This is a genomic window from Burkholderia sp. BCC0405, from assembly GCF_902833075.1.
Lineage (GTDB): Bacteria > Pseudomonadota > Gammaproteobacteria > Burkholderiales > Burkholderiaceae > Burkholderia.
This window is the reverse complement of sequence record NZ_CADFEO010000023.1, coordinates 33,783-49,468: the sequence shown is the minus strand read 5'-3', so window position 1 is coordinate 49,468 and position 15,686 is coordinate 33,783. Positions and strand designations below refer to the sequence as shown.

Sequence of the window (15,686 nt, the reverse complement as noted above, 5' to 3'; positions counted from 1 at the left end):
GATCGCGGCCGCCGCGCGCAGGCGACGCGCCGTGCCGTACCGACAACCTTACCGCTTGACCCTTCCCGGCACGCCGCCTAAATTGCATCAGACGGGCCGGCCGCGCGGCGAGCGATGTGTCATGCGGGTGACAAAACGATAGTTTGCTATCGAATTATTTTGCCCCTATCATCTCGCCCATGACCAATCTGCACGACCTCCGCCTCGCCGTCAGCAGCCTGCTGGTGCTGTCCGCGCGCAAGTGGCGCCGTACCAGTGACGGCGTGCTGACCGCGTACAACGTGTCCGAGGCCTGCGCGGCGCCGCTGCTGATCGCCGGGCGCCTCGGCGAAGGCGTGCGTCAAGGCACGCTCGCCGAACACGTCGGCATCGAAGGGCCGTCGCTCGTGCGCCTGCTCGACCAGCTGTGCGCGGCCGGCCTCGCGCGCCGCGACGAGGATCCGCACGATCGCCGCGCGAAAACGATCTCGCTGACGGCCGCCGGCCGCGCGGTCACCGCGAAGATGGAGGAAGACCTGCGCGTGCTGCGTGCACGGGTGCTCAAGGGCGTCACGCGCGCCGATCTCGAAGCGACGCTGCGCGTGCTCGACGCCTTCAATGCGTCCGAGGCGCACACGCCCGCCGCGCGCGCCTCCCACACCGGCAACGCCACGTCATGACCTTTCCGAGCCTTCGCGACTGGCTGTTCTCGGGCAAGACGTTCGCCGCGTCGATGCTGGCGCTGTACCTCGGCCTGTATTTCCAGCTGCCGCGCCCGTACTGGGCGATGGCGAGCGTCTACATCGTGTCGAATCCGTTCGTCGGCGCGACGCGCTCGAAGGCGCTGTATCGTGCGCTCGGCACCGCGCTCGGCGCGGCCGCCGCGATCTTCTTCGTGCCGCCGTTCGTCGAGACGCCGCTGCTGTTCGCGATCATCGTCGCCGCCTGGTGCGGCACGCTGCTCTACCTCGCGATCTCCGACCGCACCGCGCGCAGCTACGTATTCATGCTCGCCGGCTATACGATGCCGCTGATCGCGCTGCCGACCGTGACCGATCCGTCGACCGTGTTCGACGTCGCGATTGCACGTACCGAGGAGATCGTGCTCGGCATCGTGTGCGCAAGCGTGGTCGGCAGCGCGATCTTCCCGAACCGGCTCGCGCCGACGCTGATCGAACGCACCGACGCGTGGTTCAAGGATGCCGCGTTCTACGGCCGCGAGACGCTGTCCGGGCACATCGCCGGCAAGGCGCTGTCCGCGTGCCGGCAACGCCTCGCGTCGACCATCACGGGCCTCGAGTTCCTGTTGAGCCAGCTGAGCTACGACCATGCCCACCCGCGCATCCTCGCGCGCGCACAGGCGCTCGCGGGCCGGATGCAGCTGTTCCTGCCGCTGATGTCGTCGCTCGCCGATCCGTTGATCGCGCTGATGCGCGACCTGCGCGTCCGGCCGGCCGGGCTCGACGAGTTGCTGGCCGATGCCGCGAAATGGTTCGACGCGCCGCTGCCGGCCGTCAAGGCCGGCACCGACGGCGACATGGCCGACGACCCGGTCGCGCAACGCCTGCGCGAACGCATCGCGGCGCTGCAGCCGGCCGACGATGCGCTCGCGAGCTGGGACGGCGCGCTGCTGTCGAACGCGCTGTGGCGGCTGCGCCAGGTCATCGACATCTGGCAGGACTGCCGCTCGCTGCGCGCGTTGATCGGCAACGAAGCGGGCATCTGGCAGCCGCGCTACCGGCACTGGCGGCTCGGTGGCACCGAACGCTTCTTCGATCGCGGGATGATGCTGTTCTCGACGCTGACCGTCGCCGCCGCGATCGTGTTCGCGAGCTGGCTGTGGATCGCGTCCGGCTGGCACGACGGCGCCGCGGCCGTCACGCTCGTGGCCGTGTCCTGCAGCTTCTTCGCCGCGCTCGACGAGCCGGCGCCGCTGGTGTTCAAGTTCTTCCTCGCGACGACCGCGAGCGTCGTGTTCGCGGGGCTGTACCTGTTCGTCGTGCTGCCGCACGTGCACGATTTCGCGATGCTCGTCGTGATGTTCGCGGGCCCGTTCATCCTGATCGGCACGCTGCTGCCGCGCCCGCAGTTCAACATGGTGACGATGCTCGTCGCCGTAAACACGGCCACCTTCATCAGCATCCAGGGTGCGTACGACGCCGATTTCTTCGTGTTCCTGAACAGCAACCTCGCGGGCGTCGCCGGGTTGCTGTTCGCGTATGTATGGACGCGTGCGACGCGGCCGTTCGGTGCGGAACTCGCGGTGCGGCGCCTGCTGCGCTCGGGCTGGGAAGACGTCGCACGCTCCGCGTCGACGCAGCCGCTCGACGACCAGCGCAACCACGCGTCGCGCATGCTCGACCGTGTCACGCACTTGCTGCCGCGCCTCGGCGCGTCCGACGACCATCGCCACCCGTCGATCGAAAGCTTCCGCGACCTGCGCATCGCGCTGAATGCGCTCGACTTGCGCCGTTCACGCCGCCGGCTGTCGGGCGACGTGCCCGATGCGATCGACCGCGTGCTGGCCGGCGTCACGGAACACTACGCGCGCTGCGCCGCCGCGAACGCGCGCCAGCCGGCGCCGCCGGCGCTGCTCGCGACGATCGACGACGCGCTGCGCCGCGTCGCGGGCCGCAACCTGCCGGGCGCCGCGCCGGCGGACAGCGGCACGGCGCCCGCTGCGCCGGCCACGCCCACCATGCATCGCCGGCTGCGCGACACGCTGCACGCGCTCGTCGGCCTGCGCCTGTCGCTGTATCCGGCCGCGGCCGGGCAGCCGCCGCAGGCGGCCGACGGAGCACGCGCATGATCCCGCTTTCCCATTCGTCTTTCCGACCGCGACCATGATCGGCGAAATCGACATCTTCGGCGTATTCGTGCCGGCCCCGCTCGTGCTGATGCTGATCGCCTACCTGATCAACATCGTCGTGCGTGCCGTGCTCGAGCGCGTCGGCTTCTACCGCCTCGTCTGGCACCGTTCGATCTTCGACCTCGGCATCTACGTATTCGTGTTTGCCGCCGTCGTGATCGTTTCCCACCATCTCGTGGCTACCTAACGTGAAAAAAACCTGGCTCTCGGCAGGGCAAATCCTGCTCACCCTGATCGTCGTCGTCGTGGCCGCCATCGTGCTGTGGCGCATCGTCAACTACTACATGTTCTCGCCGTGGACCCGCGACGGTCACGTGCGCGCCGACGTGATCCAGGTTGCGCCGGACGTGGCGGGCCTCATCACGTCGGTGCAAGTCGCCGACAACCAGGAGGTCAAGCGCGGCCAGGTGCTGTTCGTGATCGACCAGGCCCGTTACACGCTCGCGGAGCGGCTCGCCGAAGCCACGCTCGCGCAGCGCCGCGCGACGCTCGCCCAGGCGAAACGCGAATACGCGCGCAACCTGCAGCTCGGCAACCTGGTCGCGAGCGAACAGGTCGAGGAAAGCCGCACGCGCGTCGAACAGGGCGAAGCCGCCGTCGCGGACGCGCAGGTGTCGCTCGACACGGCGAAGCTGAACCTGCAGCGCACGACGATCGTCAGTCCCGTGGACGGCTACCTGAACGACCGCGCGCCGCGCGTCGGCGAATACGTGCCGGCCGGCCGCGCGGTGCTGTCGGTCGTCGATCGCAATTCGTTCCGCGTCGACGGCTACTTCGAGGAAACCAAGCTGCGCGGCATCCACATCGGCCAGCCGGTCGACATCATCGTGATGGGCGAGCCGCGTGCGCTGCGCGGCCACGTGCAGAGCATCGTCGCCGCGATCGAGGATCGCGACCGCACGCAGGGCGCGAACCTGCTGCCGAACGTGAACCCGGCATTCAGCTGGGTGCGGCTCGCGCAGCGCGTACCGGTGCGCGTGGTGCTCGACGAAGTGCCCGACGATTTCCGGATGATCGCGGGCCGCACCGCGACCGTCTCGATGCGCGAAGCCGACACGCGACGCAACGACAAGGCGAAACCTGCAGCCGGCGCATCGGCGGTAGCCGCCGGCGCTTCGTCGGCCGTCACGCCGGTATCGACGGCTTCCGGCATGGCCGCCGGCGCAGCAGGAGCATCGCAATGAAGCGGCACGGTCTGCGTCTCGCCGCGACGCTCGCGCCGCTTGCGCTCGCACTCGGCGCGTGCAAGTCCGTCGGCCCCGATTACACGCTGCCGCAGCAGGCGTACGTGAATGCGCCGCTCGCGAACCATGCGCTCGACGACGCGAACGGCACGCTCGTGTCGCGCGACGCCGTGCCCGGCAACTGGTGGCAGCTCTACGACGACCCCGTGCTCGACGGGCTCGTGCGCGATGCACTGAAGTCGAACACCGACCTGCGCGTCGCCGCGGCCAACCTCGCGCGCTCGCGCGCGGCGCTGGAAGTCGCGAGCCAGCAGGGCGGTTTTTCGGGCGGCGCGGAAGCCGCCGTGCAACGCGCTCAGGAATCGGCCGAGCAATACCTGCTCGAGAACAAGCTGCCGGTCGTCAACGAAGGCTTGGTCGGCATCAACGTGTCGTACGAGATCGACCTGTTCGGCAAGCTGCGGCGCGGCGTCGAAGCCGCGCGCGCGGATAGCGAAGCCGTTCGGGCCGCCGGCGACCTGGCGCGCATCACGGTCGTCGCCGACGTCGTGCGCGCGTACGTCGAATCGTGCTCGGCCGGTGACGAGCTGGCCGTGGCGAAGCAGTCGCTCGCGCTGCAAAAGCAGCGCGTCGCGCTGTCGCAGCGGCTGCGCGATGCCGGCCGCGGCAACCAGACCGACGTGACGCGCGGCGTGACGCAAGTACGCACCCTTGCCGCCGATATCCCGCGCTTCGAAGGCCGCCGCAAGGTCGCGCAATACCAGCTCGCCGCCTTGCTCGCGCGCTCGCCGGCCGACCTGCCGAAGGCCGTCGCCGAATGCGAGCGCCTGCCGAAGCTGCGCCAGCCGATTCCGATCGGCGACGGCGCCGCGCTGCTGCGCCGCCGCCCCGACGTGCGCGCCGCCGAACGGCAACTCGCCGCGGCGACCGCGCGGATCGGCGTGGCAACCGCCGCGCTGTACCCGTCGATCAGCATCGGCGCGTCGGCCGGCTCGGTCGGTGTCGCCGCCGACCTGTTCTCGTCCACGACGAATCGCTGGTCGTTCGGCCCGCTGATCAGCTGGTCGTTCCCCGTCAACGGCCAGCGTGCGCGCGTGCGCGAGGCCGAAGCCGCGACGGGCGGCGCGCTCGCGCACTTCGACGGCGTCGTGCTGAACGCGCTGCGCGAAACGCAGTCGAGCCTCGCGACCTATGCGGCCGACCTGCAGCGCACGGAAGCACTGCGCACGGCTTACGAATCGGCACGCAATTCCGCCGACGAAACGCATCGTCTCTATCTGGCCGGCCGCGAGTCGTTCATCTCCGATCTCGACGCGACGCGCACGCTGACGAGCGTGCAGGCGCAAGTGGCGGCAGCCGAAGGCCAGGTCGCCGCCGACCAGGTGCGGCTTTTCCTCGCGCTTGGCGGCGGGTGGGAATCCGAGGGTGCGGCGCCTGCGACGGATGCCCGTCCCGACGCCATACGAGCCGCCGCGACACCCGCGACCAGCGAGTAATCACGGTAGCGTCATCGCCTTCGATACGTAACGCTTGTCCGGCGAAACGCCCGGGGTGGCGGGTTTTGCCGATTCGCGCCATAGCGTCGGACGAACGACGGACACCCGCGTTGACGGTAAACTGGCCGATGCATTTCCATTCATCTTTCGCCGCGGAACCCGCGGCGGCATCCACTCGGAGATCGATAATGCGAACCAGCGCCCGCAACCACTTCGCCGGCCAGGTCAGCGCCGTCAAGACCGGCGCCGTCAACGACGAAGTCATGCTCCGCACGCAGGACGGCCTCGACATCGTCGCCGTGATCACTCACGGCAGCGCGGCTTCACTGGGCCTCGCGGCCGGCTCGAAGGCGTTCGCACTCGTGAAGGCGTCGTCGGTCATCGTGATGGTCGACGTCGACAGCAGCAAGGTGTCGGCCCGCAACTGCGTCGCGGGCACCGTCTCGTCGGTCGCGAAAGGCGCGGTCAATTCGGAAGTCGTGATCAAGGCCGCGGGCGGCGCCGAGATCGTCGCGATCGTCACCAACGACAGCGTCGATCGCCTCGGCCTCGCGAGCGGCACGGCCGCGTCCGCGATCTTCAAGGCATCGAGCGTGATCGTCGGCGTCGAGTGAACGCGTGACGATCGCGATTGCGATCCGCTTGTCACGGTGCATTCACGCGAAGCGCGCCGTGCGGCGGTCGGTCGGATACACGCGATGACAGCCGCGTTCGATCACGCTCGGCAACGAGCGCTGCAGTCGCTGCAGTCCGCAGCGGCCAACACCGCCACGCCCGAGGCACGCCTGTTCGGCGCCCTCGTTGCGACGCGCGCGCGCCGCAACGAACTCGGGCTGCTCGGCCTGTCTCATCCGCAACTGGCCGGCCTGCTGGCACGGCAGTTTCCGCGCCTGCCCGCGGCCGATGTCGCGGCACTCGTGCCGACGGCCGCGACGGTACTGCTGCCATCCCCCCACGCGACATTCGTCGCGACGCTGCACACACGGCTGATGGACGACGCGAATCCCGCCGCCGACCGCGACGACGTCGGCTGTCTCGCGTCGATCATCGCGCACGCCTGCCTGCGCCCGGATCATCTGTGGCGAGATCTCGGGCTCGACGGACGTGACGCGGTATCCGCGATGCTCGATCGCTATTTCCCTGCGCTCGCCGCGCGCAACGTCGCTCACCTGCGCTGGAAGCAATTCCTCGCACGGGAAGTGGCCGCATCGCTCGGGGTACCGCCGGGCCCGGCCCCCGGGTGCCCGGGCTGCGAGGATTTCGGCATCTGCTTTCCTCACGCGCGATAATCACGCACGGCAGTACGGGCTGCTCATTCGATTCGTCGCATCGCCATCCGGAGAAACCGTCTTGACCGGCGTTGCGAGCGCCAACCTGCCGTCGCGCGATTTCGAAGTCACGTCCCGCTTCGACGGAAAACCGGGGTTCGCTGCAACCTGACGCGGCGACGGCTGGATGATCCTCAAGCGCGGCAACCTGTTGCTGGAATGCTTCCCGCATCCCGAACTCGATCCGGCGACCAGCGGGTTCAATTGCGGTTTCCGGTTCGAGAACGTCGGCACGTTCTTCGACGACGTGCCCGCAGCCGGCATTCCGGAGCAGGCGGCCGGCTGGCCACGCGCGCCCCGGCCGACGCGCGACGCCCGGGGCGGCACGGTCGCCACGCCGATCGATCCGGCTGATCCGGCTGATCCAGGCCGAAGACTAGGCCCGCACCCGCTGTTGCGGCCGCGACCGGGCGGCGCGGCAAACCGGTGCGCGCGCGATACGGCGAACGCCCCATAAACGGTCACCTTGCGATCCGTTGCGTCCGCCTTTCATGACGCGGTCAATGCCGGTGCCGGTGATGAATGTCCGGGAAATGCGCGTGGCTGTGCGTGATCGGCAGATGCACGTGCGGATGAGCATGCGGTTCGTTACCGTCGTATGCAAAATCGTGCACATGCTGGTGATGTTCATCGTGCCGATGCCGATGCGTGTGCTCGAGTTGCTCGTGCGTGTGCATGTGTTCATGCCGTTCGCGGACGTGCAGCCAGATACCGAGCGCCATCAGCGCGGCGGCGATCCAGAACGTCGCGGGCGGCAGCGCGGGCCAGATCAGCAGCGACAGCACGACACCGAACAGCGGCGCGATCGAGAAATACGCGCCCGTGCGCGCGCTGCCGAGATGACGCAGGGCGACGACGAACAGCACGAGGCTGATCCCGTAGCCGCCGAGCCCCGTCAGCATCGCGGCAGCCGTGACCGGGATAGCCGGCAGCGTTGCGCCGGTCGCCAGCGCGATGCCGATGTTCACGGGTCCGGCGATCAGTCCTTTCGCGCACGCGATGACCATCGCGTCGTTTGCGGCCACCTTGCGGGTCAGGTTGTTGTCGACCGCCCAGCACAGGCATGCGCCGACGATCAGCAACGCGCCGACCGGCACGCCGGCCCGCCCCGGCGTCCACGACAGCAGCATGCCGCCGGCGACGATCGCGACCATCCCGAGGAACACCTGCGAATCCACGTTCTCGCGAAACACGACCCACGCGATGACAGCCGTCAGCACGCCCTCGAGATTGAGCAGCAATGCGCTCGTCGCTGCTGGCGTGCTCGATAGCCCGAGCATCAGCAAAGCCGGGCCGGCCACCCCGCCCGCCGCAATCGCTCCGGCCAGCCACGGCAGGTCTGCACGCTGCAGTGTCGCGGCGTCCGCGACCGGCGCATGACGGTTGCGCAGGCGGCGAAGCAGGATCCCGATACCGAGCCCGACGCCGCTGCCGAGATAGAACAGGCCGGCGACCATGAACGGTGACATCGCGCCAACCAGTGCCTTGGCGAGCGGTGTCGCGGCGCCGAACAGCGCGGCAGCGGTGAGCGCGACGAGAATCGCGGAATGTCTCGAGTACATGATCCGGTTTGAATGGACGTTGATAGGCGCCGGCCGTGGCAGCGGACCGTATCGCAGCGGGCTTTTCGTACCTTTCGGAATGCAAGCTGCATCGCATCGGCCGGGTTGCGCGCGCGAACCGACGGCCCCGCCGGGATTATCGCGCGTCGTCATGTCACGATGACCTGGCGCGAACGCTCACAGGCCAATCGATGGCCCGGTATCATTTTATTTTAGGAAAACGAAATAATTGATGGAACTATTTCCGCATTCAGGACATATGAACCGTCCATGCGCAAACGGCAAAGTCGAAACATCGCACATGCAGCGCCGATCGACGCACTTTCTTCGTCCGGTCGTGTGATCTGTTCGAGGCGGGACAGGTGCGGACCCGGCACGTCGAGTGCCGGTGAGAGCAGTCCCGACCTGCCTCTGTCGAGGCAGGTCGGTCTGTCGTGTCATTCACCGCAGGCGAGGTGCATGCGGATCGCGCCGTGCGGCATGCAGCGGCGCGGTGCCGGTTACTCGTTTCCGGCCGTTTGCTGCTCGACCTGCGGCGCTGCGTCGGCTTGCGCTTCCACGTCTGCTGGTTGCGGCTCGGCGGCCTCGGCCTGCTGCCCGGCCTTTGGCTGCTGCTGCGGGCCCTTGGCCGCTTGCGCCGCACCCTTGCCGGGGCGGCGCGCCTTCAGCCGGCGCGCCCGTGCTGCGTCGTCATGCGTGACGCGCCCTGCTTCGTTGCCCTGCAGGTCGACCCGCACAGCGTCTTCGACGAGGCACGACCAGTAACGGTTGCCACGGCACCACGTCGACATCGCTTCGCGCAGTTCGGCTTCGTTGAGCCCGACGGCCTGTGCTTCACGTGCGAGATCGTCCCAGATACCGACCTTGAGCGGCACTTTGGGGGCCGGATTCTTCGGGAACGCGCGCGGAAACTTACGCTGCAGTTTGCCGATCGCAACGATGACCGGATCGACCGGCGCCGACGGCTTCGCCGATGCGGGCTTCGCGCGATGCGGTGCTTTGCCGCCGGCCGCAGCCGGCTTGGCGCCACGCTGCGGCTGGTCGCCGGACTTCGGCTTCGCGCCGGTGTCCGCCGGCGCTGCCGGCCGCTTCGCGTTGCGCTCCTGCTTGGCCTTCGCTGCGAGCTGCGCCCGCAATTCGGCAAGTTGTTCAAAACCCATAAATTCAATCCACCAGGAATATAAGGTGTGGTTCGTGCAGTCATGCCGCGCGGCGCAAAAGCTTCGCCGCCATGCGGGCGCCCCGTCTGCCGCCGTTGCGGAACACAACGGGGCCGCATCGCGCACGCCACTCTGTTTTCAGGCACCCGGCCACGATGCCGGACAAGGCAGGAGTGGAAGTATACCGGTACGCGCGACGGCTGGTTGACTCGCTGGTCTGCATGGGCCCGATTCGGGGTACCGGAAATGCGTCCATGCGGTCGTGTTGCGCATTATAGGGATACGTTGCCGGAAGTCACGCCGTTCACCCTCTATAGCGGAAATCGGGGCCATCTTGCGCGCCCCGATTGCCCCTGGCGGCACTGATCGACGCCCGACACGTGGTGTTCCGCCTCGGGACGTCGAACGCGGATCCCCCCGCATCGGTACGTTGCGGGCCCCGGCTGCGATTCCGCATCCCGGACAGCGGCGTCGGCTGCGTGCGAATCAACGCTCACGGCGATGGATAGGCGCAAGTGCCGTGCCCATTCGATCACGTCGGCGCCCGCGCATGACTCGTTGCGTCCGCATCGATCCCGTGGCGCACGAAGCGGCCGGAAAGTGCGTAGTATGGCCGGATCGATGTCGTCGCCACGTACCTCGGGCCGTTTCGCCGCGCCCTTCCGGCGAGCCGTCGGCATCTCCCTTGACTGCCCAAAGAACGAACCGGTTGTACGAAACGGAGCAGATACATGGTTCCCCCACACGACATCCCGCACGACGGCATTACACGCGAGGAGATTCACCATCGGCAGATCGACATGCGCGGCTACCGGCGCAGCGACGGCCAGTTCGAAGTCACAGCCTGCCTCGCGGACCGCAAAACCTTTGATTTCACGCCGCCCGGCGGCACGCGGACGGTCGCCGCGCGGTCGCCGATCCACGACCTCGGCGTGACGCTGGTCTTCGACTCCGACATGGTCGTCCGCGCCGTGTCCACGTTCCTCCGGTCGCATCCGTATGCGCAGTGCCCGGGCGGCGGAGACTCGCTGCAGGCGCTCGTCGGACTGAGCATCGGCGCGGGCTGGAACAGCGAGATTCGCAAGCGCCTGCCGTCCTGCGATACGTGCACGCATCTGAAGGAATTGCTCGGCCCGATCGCCACCACGGCCTACCAGACGATGGTCGGCATGCGTAAGTCGTCGCTCGAGGAGCGCGACAGCGACGGAAAACCGCGCAAGATCGACAGCTGCCATGCCTATGGCGCATCGCGCGATCTCGTGAAACGTCTTTGGCCCGAATATCACCGGCCTTCGGAAACCGCAAAGGACAGCTAAGGGCCGGGCGTTCGGCCAGCCCCGTGCCACAGGATCGGTACTGCTCGAGAACGCGCGCGTCGCGTGCACAAATGTGCGTCGACCGGTCGTCGAAGTCTCGGCGCTGCCGATCAAAAAACACCCAGTGCAAGTCCCGCTGCAAGACCGGCGCCCAATTCGGCGCAGCGCGCGAGATCGGCGGCGTCGATCGTCTTCGCCGCAAGGATGCGTTCCGGTGTCTGCGCGTGCGTACAGACGATCAGGCCCGGTGCCACGTTCTTCAACCGCCATCCGGCCGCGATCCGGTCGATCTGGCGCAACGCGTTCTGCCCATCGCTTCCCGCACAGATCATCACCGCATAAGGGCGGCCGTTCACGCGATCGAGCGCCGCATAGTAGCAGCGGTCGAAGAAATCCTTCATTAGCCCGGACATGGCCGCGAGATTCTCCGGCGTGGCAAACAGGTAGGCGTCGGCGGCCAGCACGTCGTCCGCGCTCGTCGCATCCGCGCGCTGCAGCCTGACGTCGACGCCAGGCTGCTCGCGCGCAGCGCCGGCAGCCGCTTCAGCCATCTGTTGCGTGCCTCCGGTCATCGTGTGATAGACGATCAACAGCGTCTTCATTCGTCGTTACTCGCGTTCGGTTTCAGGTACGCTGACGGCATCGCCGATTTCCGCTGAATGGCCAGACCAGATGAGGCTGTTCCACGGTCGCTTGCGCGGATCTGCCGGTTTGCCGGCTCGCCGTGGCAACGCACGCATCGATCATGCGCGTTGCGCCAGGTTCGGTTCGAGCTAGTTCGGCCGGACGCACGATCAGTCCGTTACGGCACGCGGTGCATCGGTGTGTTCCGGTCGCGCGTAGTACGCGAGAAACATGTCGGCAGCCGATTGCGCGACTGTTTGTTGCTCCGGCTCCGCGAGCGGCGGCTGGCCCATCGTGATCTGCGGCCAGAACGCGAATGCCTTTACGACACCGTGCAACTGATGCGCGGCAAACACCGGATCGGTCACGGACAGGCGTCCGGCCGCCGCGGCCGCCCGCACCCAGACCGTCATGTCTTCCTCGCGCTCGCCAAGGCGCTCGACCATGTCACGCGCACGTTCCGGCGAATGGATCGCCGCACCGATCGCAACGCGTGCGAGCGAGAGAAATGCCTCGTCGCTGAGCAGGCGCATTTTGCGATTCAGCAACGCGAGCAATTGCTCGCGCAGCGGCACATCGGCACGATAGGTTGGCGAGCTACCGGTCCGGGTCGCATCCCACAATTTTTGCAGGATCGCGGCGAACAACGTTTCCTTGCTCGGGAAGTGGTTATAGACCGTGCGCTTCGACACGTCCGCACGCGCGGCGATACGGTCCATGCTGGTCGCGTCGTAACCCGATGCGAGGAATTCCTCAATGGCCGCGTCGACGATGGCCGCGCGCTTTCGATCGGTCAGGCGCTGAGGGGGAGTACGGGTATTCATTCAGAAATTTTACACCGGGGAGTTTACTTATCCCAGAAATAAACTACACTGTTCAGTATACTTTTTGCTCCGGACGAACCGACATGGCATCGCCTCTCGTTTTGATTCATCGCATTCTGGGTTTTGCGGCCGCCCGACGCGGCCGCGCGCTGTCTGGCGGCTCGCCGCAGCACAATGGCGAGCGCTTCAGCAATGTCGCGCCCCGTCCGGTCGAGGGGTTGGGCAAGACGCTCGCGATCGCCTGGAACATGCTGCTCAACAAGCCGCGCAATACCGTGCCAGCCGGGCTGCTACCCGTCGATTCGCTGACGCGTGCGGCACTCGACGCAGCCCCCGATCGCAGCCTGTACCGGCTGGGTCATTCGACGCTGCTGCTCAAGCTGCGCGGAGAATTCTGGCTGACCGATCCGGTGTTTGCCGAGCGCGCGTCGCCGTTTCGTCGTGTCGGTCCGAAGCGTTTCCATGCGCCGCCGATCGCGCTTGAAGATCTTCCGCCGCTGCGCGGCGTGATCCTGTCGCACGATCACTACGATCATCTCGACCGCGATACGGTGCTCGCGCTCGCGGCAACCACCGGTGTGTTCGTGACAACGCTGGGGGTCGGCGACCGCCTGATCGAATGGGGCATCGACGCGAAGAAAGTCCGTCAGCTCGACTGGTGGCAAAGCGTGGACGTGGCCGGCCTGACGCTGACCGCGACACCAGCCCAGCACTTTTCCGGGCGCAGCCTGTTCGACGGCAACAGCACGCTGTGGGCCTCCTGGGTCATCGTCGACGACAACTTGCGCGTGTTCTTCAGCGGCGACACGGGCTACTTCGACGGTTTCCGGACGATCGGCGAGCGCCTCGGGCCGTTCGATGTCACGCTGATCGAAACAGGCGCATACGACGCGCAATGGCCGTACGTGCACATGCAACCGGAAGAGACCGTGCAGGCGCACATCGATTTGCGCGGACGCTGGCTGGTCCCGATCCACAACGGCACGTTCGATCTCGCGATGCATCGCTGGCAGGAACCGTTCGAACGCGTCACGGCGCTGGCGATCGTGCGCGGCGTCGAACTGTCGACGCCCAGGATGGGCGAGCGCCTCGCACTCGACGAGCCGCACCGCGGCGAGCGGTGGTGGCGCACGGTCGACGAGCGTGTGACGCCCGTTGCCACGACATCGCGCCGCCGGCCGCTTTGCGCATCGCAGGCGACGAAGTAGACCCAGCGGTCGTTGCACATTTTTCCCGGAGCGCGGCAATGCCGCGCTCCGGCAGGCACGTTGCCGGCGTACCCGCACGTCGACGATCTGGCGGTGCAGGTACAAATGAGCAGCTCGACCTTCGACCACCACTTCCGCCCGCTCACTGGCAAAGGTCCGCTGCAGTACCAGAAATGGATACGGCTCAACGAAGCACGTCGGCTGATGCGTCCCGAGCGGCTCGACGCCGCGTCGGCGTCGTTCAGGGTCGGATATGCGAGCCCGGCTCGGTTCAATCGGGAATACAGCCGGTTGTTCGGTAATTCTGCGCGGAGAGATATCGATAGCCTGCGGAGCGGATGTTGTGCTGTCTGTGGTCGCAACGTATTGATCGCTGAGACGGTACCGGTGACGCAGGATGCCGCTTTAGGTGGTATCCGCAAAATGGGCGGATTGCCCGTTCACGCGTGAAGGGGCAATCCTGTCGATCTGGTTGAGATAGACGAGCGCAACGGAATACGTGCTTGTTGCCAGCTCCGGATTGATTGCTCGGCGGGTCGTCTGCGAATTTCAATTTGAGTACCGAGCGGTGCGTGGGCACCTCGCGACGTCGGATCTGTATCCGAACTCGCAAGCGTCCGTCGACTAGGGACAAGTCGCCTCATACCAACCTCGTTGATTGATGAGGACTTTGCCCCCTCCACAATTGAGTCTTCTTAATGTCTTCCTGACGATCGACCGCTAACTCTCGAGTGGTGGGAGTCACGCGCCACGCTGCAATCCAACGATTTGCGCGACTAGAGTCTGCGTTGTCACGTGACAACTCGCGCTGATAGATCGGCGCAGCGCATCCAACTGATTCGCCGCGGTTCGATGTGTCTGCGGCATCAGATTAGCTAAATACGTCTTAAATACTACACATTACGTATCTATTGAGACGATTCACGATGTATTAGCGCCAGCGTCGGAGCGAAGCATGCGAAATGATCATGCGCCCCTATTTACAAGGATGATCTCATCGATTTCGCGTGAAACAACATGAAGAATATGGCGCAACCCATTGCCACATAAGGATTTCAACGAACACCGGATTTCTCGCAAATGTTTCACGATCCGGCCCGTTTGAGTTGACGTAGGGTCTTCAACACCGAAGTTTGTCGCAAATCGGGGCCCCTGATGCGTAGTTGAGCGGGAAGCTCCCAGCTGCACTGGTCGCAACTGAGAGGTACGCGTGACAAAGCCTATACCCTCCCCCGCCGGCCAACACATGCGACGAACGTGATCTGAACACTTCGAATAAATGGGGTCATATCAAAGATGGCCGATGATATACATTCGCGTGCGTAGCCCAGCGGCCATTCCTCTGACGCATGATTGCGAATAGTCAGCGATAAAGGCCCAGGGTCTGGAGACCAACTGATAACTCAGACTCTTCGACACAGGTGCCTCCCGCCTGACATGGGCGTAACCCGGCACTTCGACACGGAAGCTCCCCGATACAACACTTCAGTTGTCACGTGACAACACGCCAGCGAACTCGCCCAGAAAAGTGCATTTCGAGACGAGCCACCGGTAGCGAATCTCATCATTCACGATCCACTTATTCACATTCAATGGAGTCCGATCACAAAGCCTCCTGAGAGACGATTCCTCACTGACGTTGTCTTCCGTTCTGAATCGATTGTCACGTGACAACTCATCGCGCGCGAGGTAGTCACGCCGAGCTAAAGACAGAATTTCGGGCATCGAAATGATCTCGCCATTACCGGAAGCTCGATTGAATCAAAGATTTACTGACACGGGATTCCGTTGAGAAGAAGCAAATCCCTGCTGCTTGTCACGTGACAACTGAGTTTTCCAGCGACACCCTCGGAATTGATCGATCCCAGCTCCGACGAGTTCTATCAAGAACACTACGAGATCAGCAGCCTCTCGCCACTCGCTAACACCACCATCAACATTGAAATGCGTCGAATTTTCTCTCGATCTTCGTACGTATTTTTCAATCGTGATCGCCAATTTTATTTTTATTCGACCACCAGTCACGACGACTCGTTAGCCATTCGGCCCACTTGTCACGTGACAACCACATCGATCACCAAAACATACATCTCGACGAAGGGTTTTCTGGACATTTTGATAATAATTGCATATATT

The 15,686-nt window shown here is 65.5% G+C and carries 14 protein-coding genes and 1 pseudogene; 11 read left to right on the top strand and 4 right to left on the bottom strand.

Annotation, left to right across the window (positions count from 1 at the left end; genetic code table 11):
- Positions 1-179 precede the first annotated feature (179 nt).
- The 8 genes and pseudogenes from HWX36_RS30015 (at position 180) to HWX36_RS29980 (ending at position 7,236) form a co-directional block, all read left to right on the top strand.
- Positions 180-659, top strand: a complete 480-nt coding sequence (locus HWX36_RS30015; RefSeq protein ID WP_175957374.1) for a MarR family transcriptional regulator — start codon at positions 180-182, stop codon at positions 657-659.
- Positions 656-2,788, top strand: coding sequence for an FUSC family protein (locus HWX36_RS30010; RefSeq protein WP_175957372.1), 2,133 nt, complete (start codon positions 656-658; stop codon positions 2,786-2,788). Before HWX36_RS30015 ends, HWX36_RS30010 begins: the two co-directional genes overlap by 4 nt.
- Before the next feature lie 34 nt (positions 2,789-2,822).
- A complete protein-coding gene (locus tag HWX36_RS30005; protein WP_011350409.1) occupies positions 2,823-3,035 on the top strand; it encodes a DUF1656 domain-containing protein in 213 nt (70 codons plus the stop codon).
- Position 3,036: 1 nt separating this feature from the next.
- Positions 3,037-4,032, top strand: a complete 996-nt coding sequence (locus HWX36_RS30000; protein WP_175957370.1) for an HlyD family secretion protein — start codon at positions 3,037-3,039, stop codon at positions 4,030-4,032.
- Entirely contained in the window at positions 4,029-5,528 is a 1,500-nt protein-coding gene (locus HWX36_RS29995; RefSeq protein WP_175957368.1) for an efflux transporter outer membrane subunit, read from the top strand. The genes HWX36_RS30000 and HWX36_RS29995 overlap by 4 nt, the downstream gene beginning before the upstream one ends.
- Before the next feature lie 188 nt (positions 5,529-5,716).
- Complete coding sequence (locus HWX36_RS29990) at positions 5,717-6,142, top strand: TOBE domain-containing protein (RefSeq protein WP_175957366.1); 426 nt, start codon at positions 5,717-5,719, stop codon at positions 6,140-6,142.
- Positions 6,143-6,226: 84 nt separating this feature from the next.
- A complete protein-coding gene (locus HWX36_RS29985; protein ID WP_175957364.1) occupies positions 6,227-6,817 on the top strand; it encodes a nitrogen fixation protein NifQ in 591 nt (196 codons plus the stop codon).
- Between the two features lie 61 nt (positions 6,818-6,878).
- Positions 6,879-7,236, top strand: a pseudogene (locus HWX36_RS29980) (bleomycin resistance protein).
- 120 nt (positions 7,237-7,356) lie between these two features.
- On the opposite strand, the gene HWX36_RS29975 reads toward HWX36_RS29980, so the two are convergent.
- Positions 7,357-8,418 carry a DMT family transporter gene (locus HWX36_RS29975; protein WP_175957362.1) on the bottom strand — a complete coding sequence of 354 codons (1,062 nt, stop codon included), beginning with the start codon at positions 8,416-8,418 and terminating at the stop codon, positions 7,357-7,359.
- Between the two features lie 500 nt (positions 8,419-8,918).
- Positions 8,919-9,578, bottom strand: a complete 660-nt coding sequence (locus HWX36_RS29970; RefSeq protein ID WP_175957360.1) for a ProQ/FinO family protein — start codon at positions 9,576-9,578, stop codon at positions 8,919-8,921.
- Between the two features lie 731 nt (positions 9,579-10,309).
- On the opposite strand from HWX36_RS29970, the gene HWX36_RS29965 reads away from it, so the two are divergent.
- Positions 10,310-10,894 carry a DUF2889 domain-containing protein gene (locus HWX36_RS29965; protein ID WP_175957358.1) on the top strand — a complete coding sequence of 195 codons (585 nt, stop codon included), beginning with the start codon at positions 10,310-10,312 and terminating at the stop codon, positions 10,892-10,894.
- 110 nt (positions 10,895-11,004) lie between these two features.
- Here the strand turns inward: HWX36_RS29965 and HWX36_RS29960 are convergent, their stop codons facing one another.
- Together HWX36_RS29960 and HWX36_RS29955 are read right to left on the bottom strand one after the other, a co-directional pair.
- On the bottom strand, positions 11,005-11,496 hold the full coding sequence (locus HWX36_RS29960; protein WP_175957356.1) for an NAD(P)H-dependent oxidoreductase: 492 nt from the start codon (positions 11,494-11,496) through the stop codon (positions 11,005-11,007).
- A gap of 192 nt (positions 11,497-11,688) precedes the next feature.
- Complete coding sequence (locus HWX36_RS29955) at positions 11,689-12,342, bottom strand: TetR/AcrR family transcriptional regulator (RefSeq protein WP_175957354.1); 654 nt, start codon at positions 12,340-12,342, stop codon at positions 11,689-11,691.
- Positions 12,343-12,425: 83 nt separating this feature from the next.
- Between HWX36_RS29955 and HWX36_RS29950 the strand changes: the two genes are divergently transcribed.
- Entirely contained in the window at positions 12,426-13,550 is a 1,125-nt protein-coding gene (locus HWX36_RS29950) for an MBL fold metallo-hydrolase (protein WP_175957352.1), read from the top strand.
- A 105-nt stretch (positions 13,551-13,655) separates the two neighbouring features.
- Positions 13,656-14,000 (top strand): AraC family transcriptional regulator, encoded by a 345-nt coding sequence (locus HWX36_RS29945; protein WP_244136565.1) that lies wholly within the window; start codon positions 13,656-13,658, stop codon positions 13,998-14,000.
- The last annotated feature ends 1,686 nt before the right edge of the window (positions 14,001-15,686 follow it).

Bases quoted from the DNA above. Each gene is read 5' to 3' on its own strand.
- HWX36_RS29965 (WP_175957358.1), top strand. From the start codon at position 10,310: ATGGTTCCCCCACACGACATCCCGCACGACGGCATTACACGCGAGGAG.
- HWX36_RS29975 (WP_175957362.1), bottom strand. From the start codon at position 8,418: ATGTACTCGAGACATTCCGCGATTCTCGTCGCGCTCACCGCTGCCGCG.
- HWX36_RS30015 (WP_175957374.1), top strand. From the start codon at position 180: ATGACCAATCTGCACGACCTCCGCCTCGCCGTCAGCAGCCTGCTGGTG.
- HWX36_RS29995 (WP_175957368.1), top strand. From the start codon at position 4,029: ATGAAGCGGCACGGTCTGCGTCTCGCCGCGACGCTCGCGCCGCTTGCG.
- HWX36_RS29990 (WP_175957366.1), top strand. From the start codon at position 5,717: ATGCGAACCAGCGCCCGCAACCACTTCGCCGGCCAGGTCAGCGCCGTC.
- HWX36_RS29945 (WP_244136565.1), top strand. From the start codon at position 13,656: ATGAGCAGCTCGACCTTCGACCACCACTTCCGCCCGCTCACTGGCAAA.
- HWX36_RS29950 (WP_175957352.1), top strand. From the start codon at position 12,426: ATGGCATCGCCTCTCGTTTTGATTCATCGCATTCTGGGTTTTGCGGCC.
- HWX36_RS30010 (WP_175957372.1), top strand. From the start codon at position 656: ATGACCTTTCCGAGCCTTCGCGACTGGCTGTTCTCGGGCAAGACGTTC.
- HWX36_RS29985 (WP_175957364.1), top strand. From the start codon at position 6,227: ATGACAGCCGCGTTCGATCACGCTCGGCAACGAGCGCTGCAGTCGCTG.
- HWX36_RS30005 (WP_011350409.1), top strand. From the start codon at position 2,823: ATGATCGGCGAAATCGACATCTTCGGCGTATTCGTGCCGGCCCCGCTC.
- HWX36_RS29955 (WP_175957354.1), bottom strand. From the start codon at position 12,342: ATGAATACCCGTACTCCCCCTCAGCGCCTGACCGATCGAAAGCGCGCG.
- HWX36_RS29970 (WP_175957360.1), bottom strand. From the start codon at position 9,578: ATGGGTTTTGAACAACTTGCCGAATTGCGGGCGCAGCTCGCAGCGAAG.
- HWX36_RS29960 (WP_175957356.1), bottom strand. From the start codon at position 11,496: ATGAAGACGCTGTTGATCGTCTATCACACGATGACCGGAGGCACGCAA.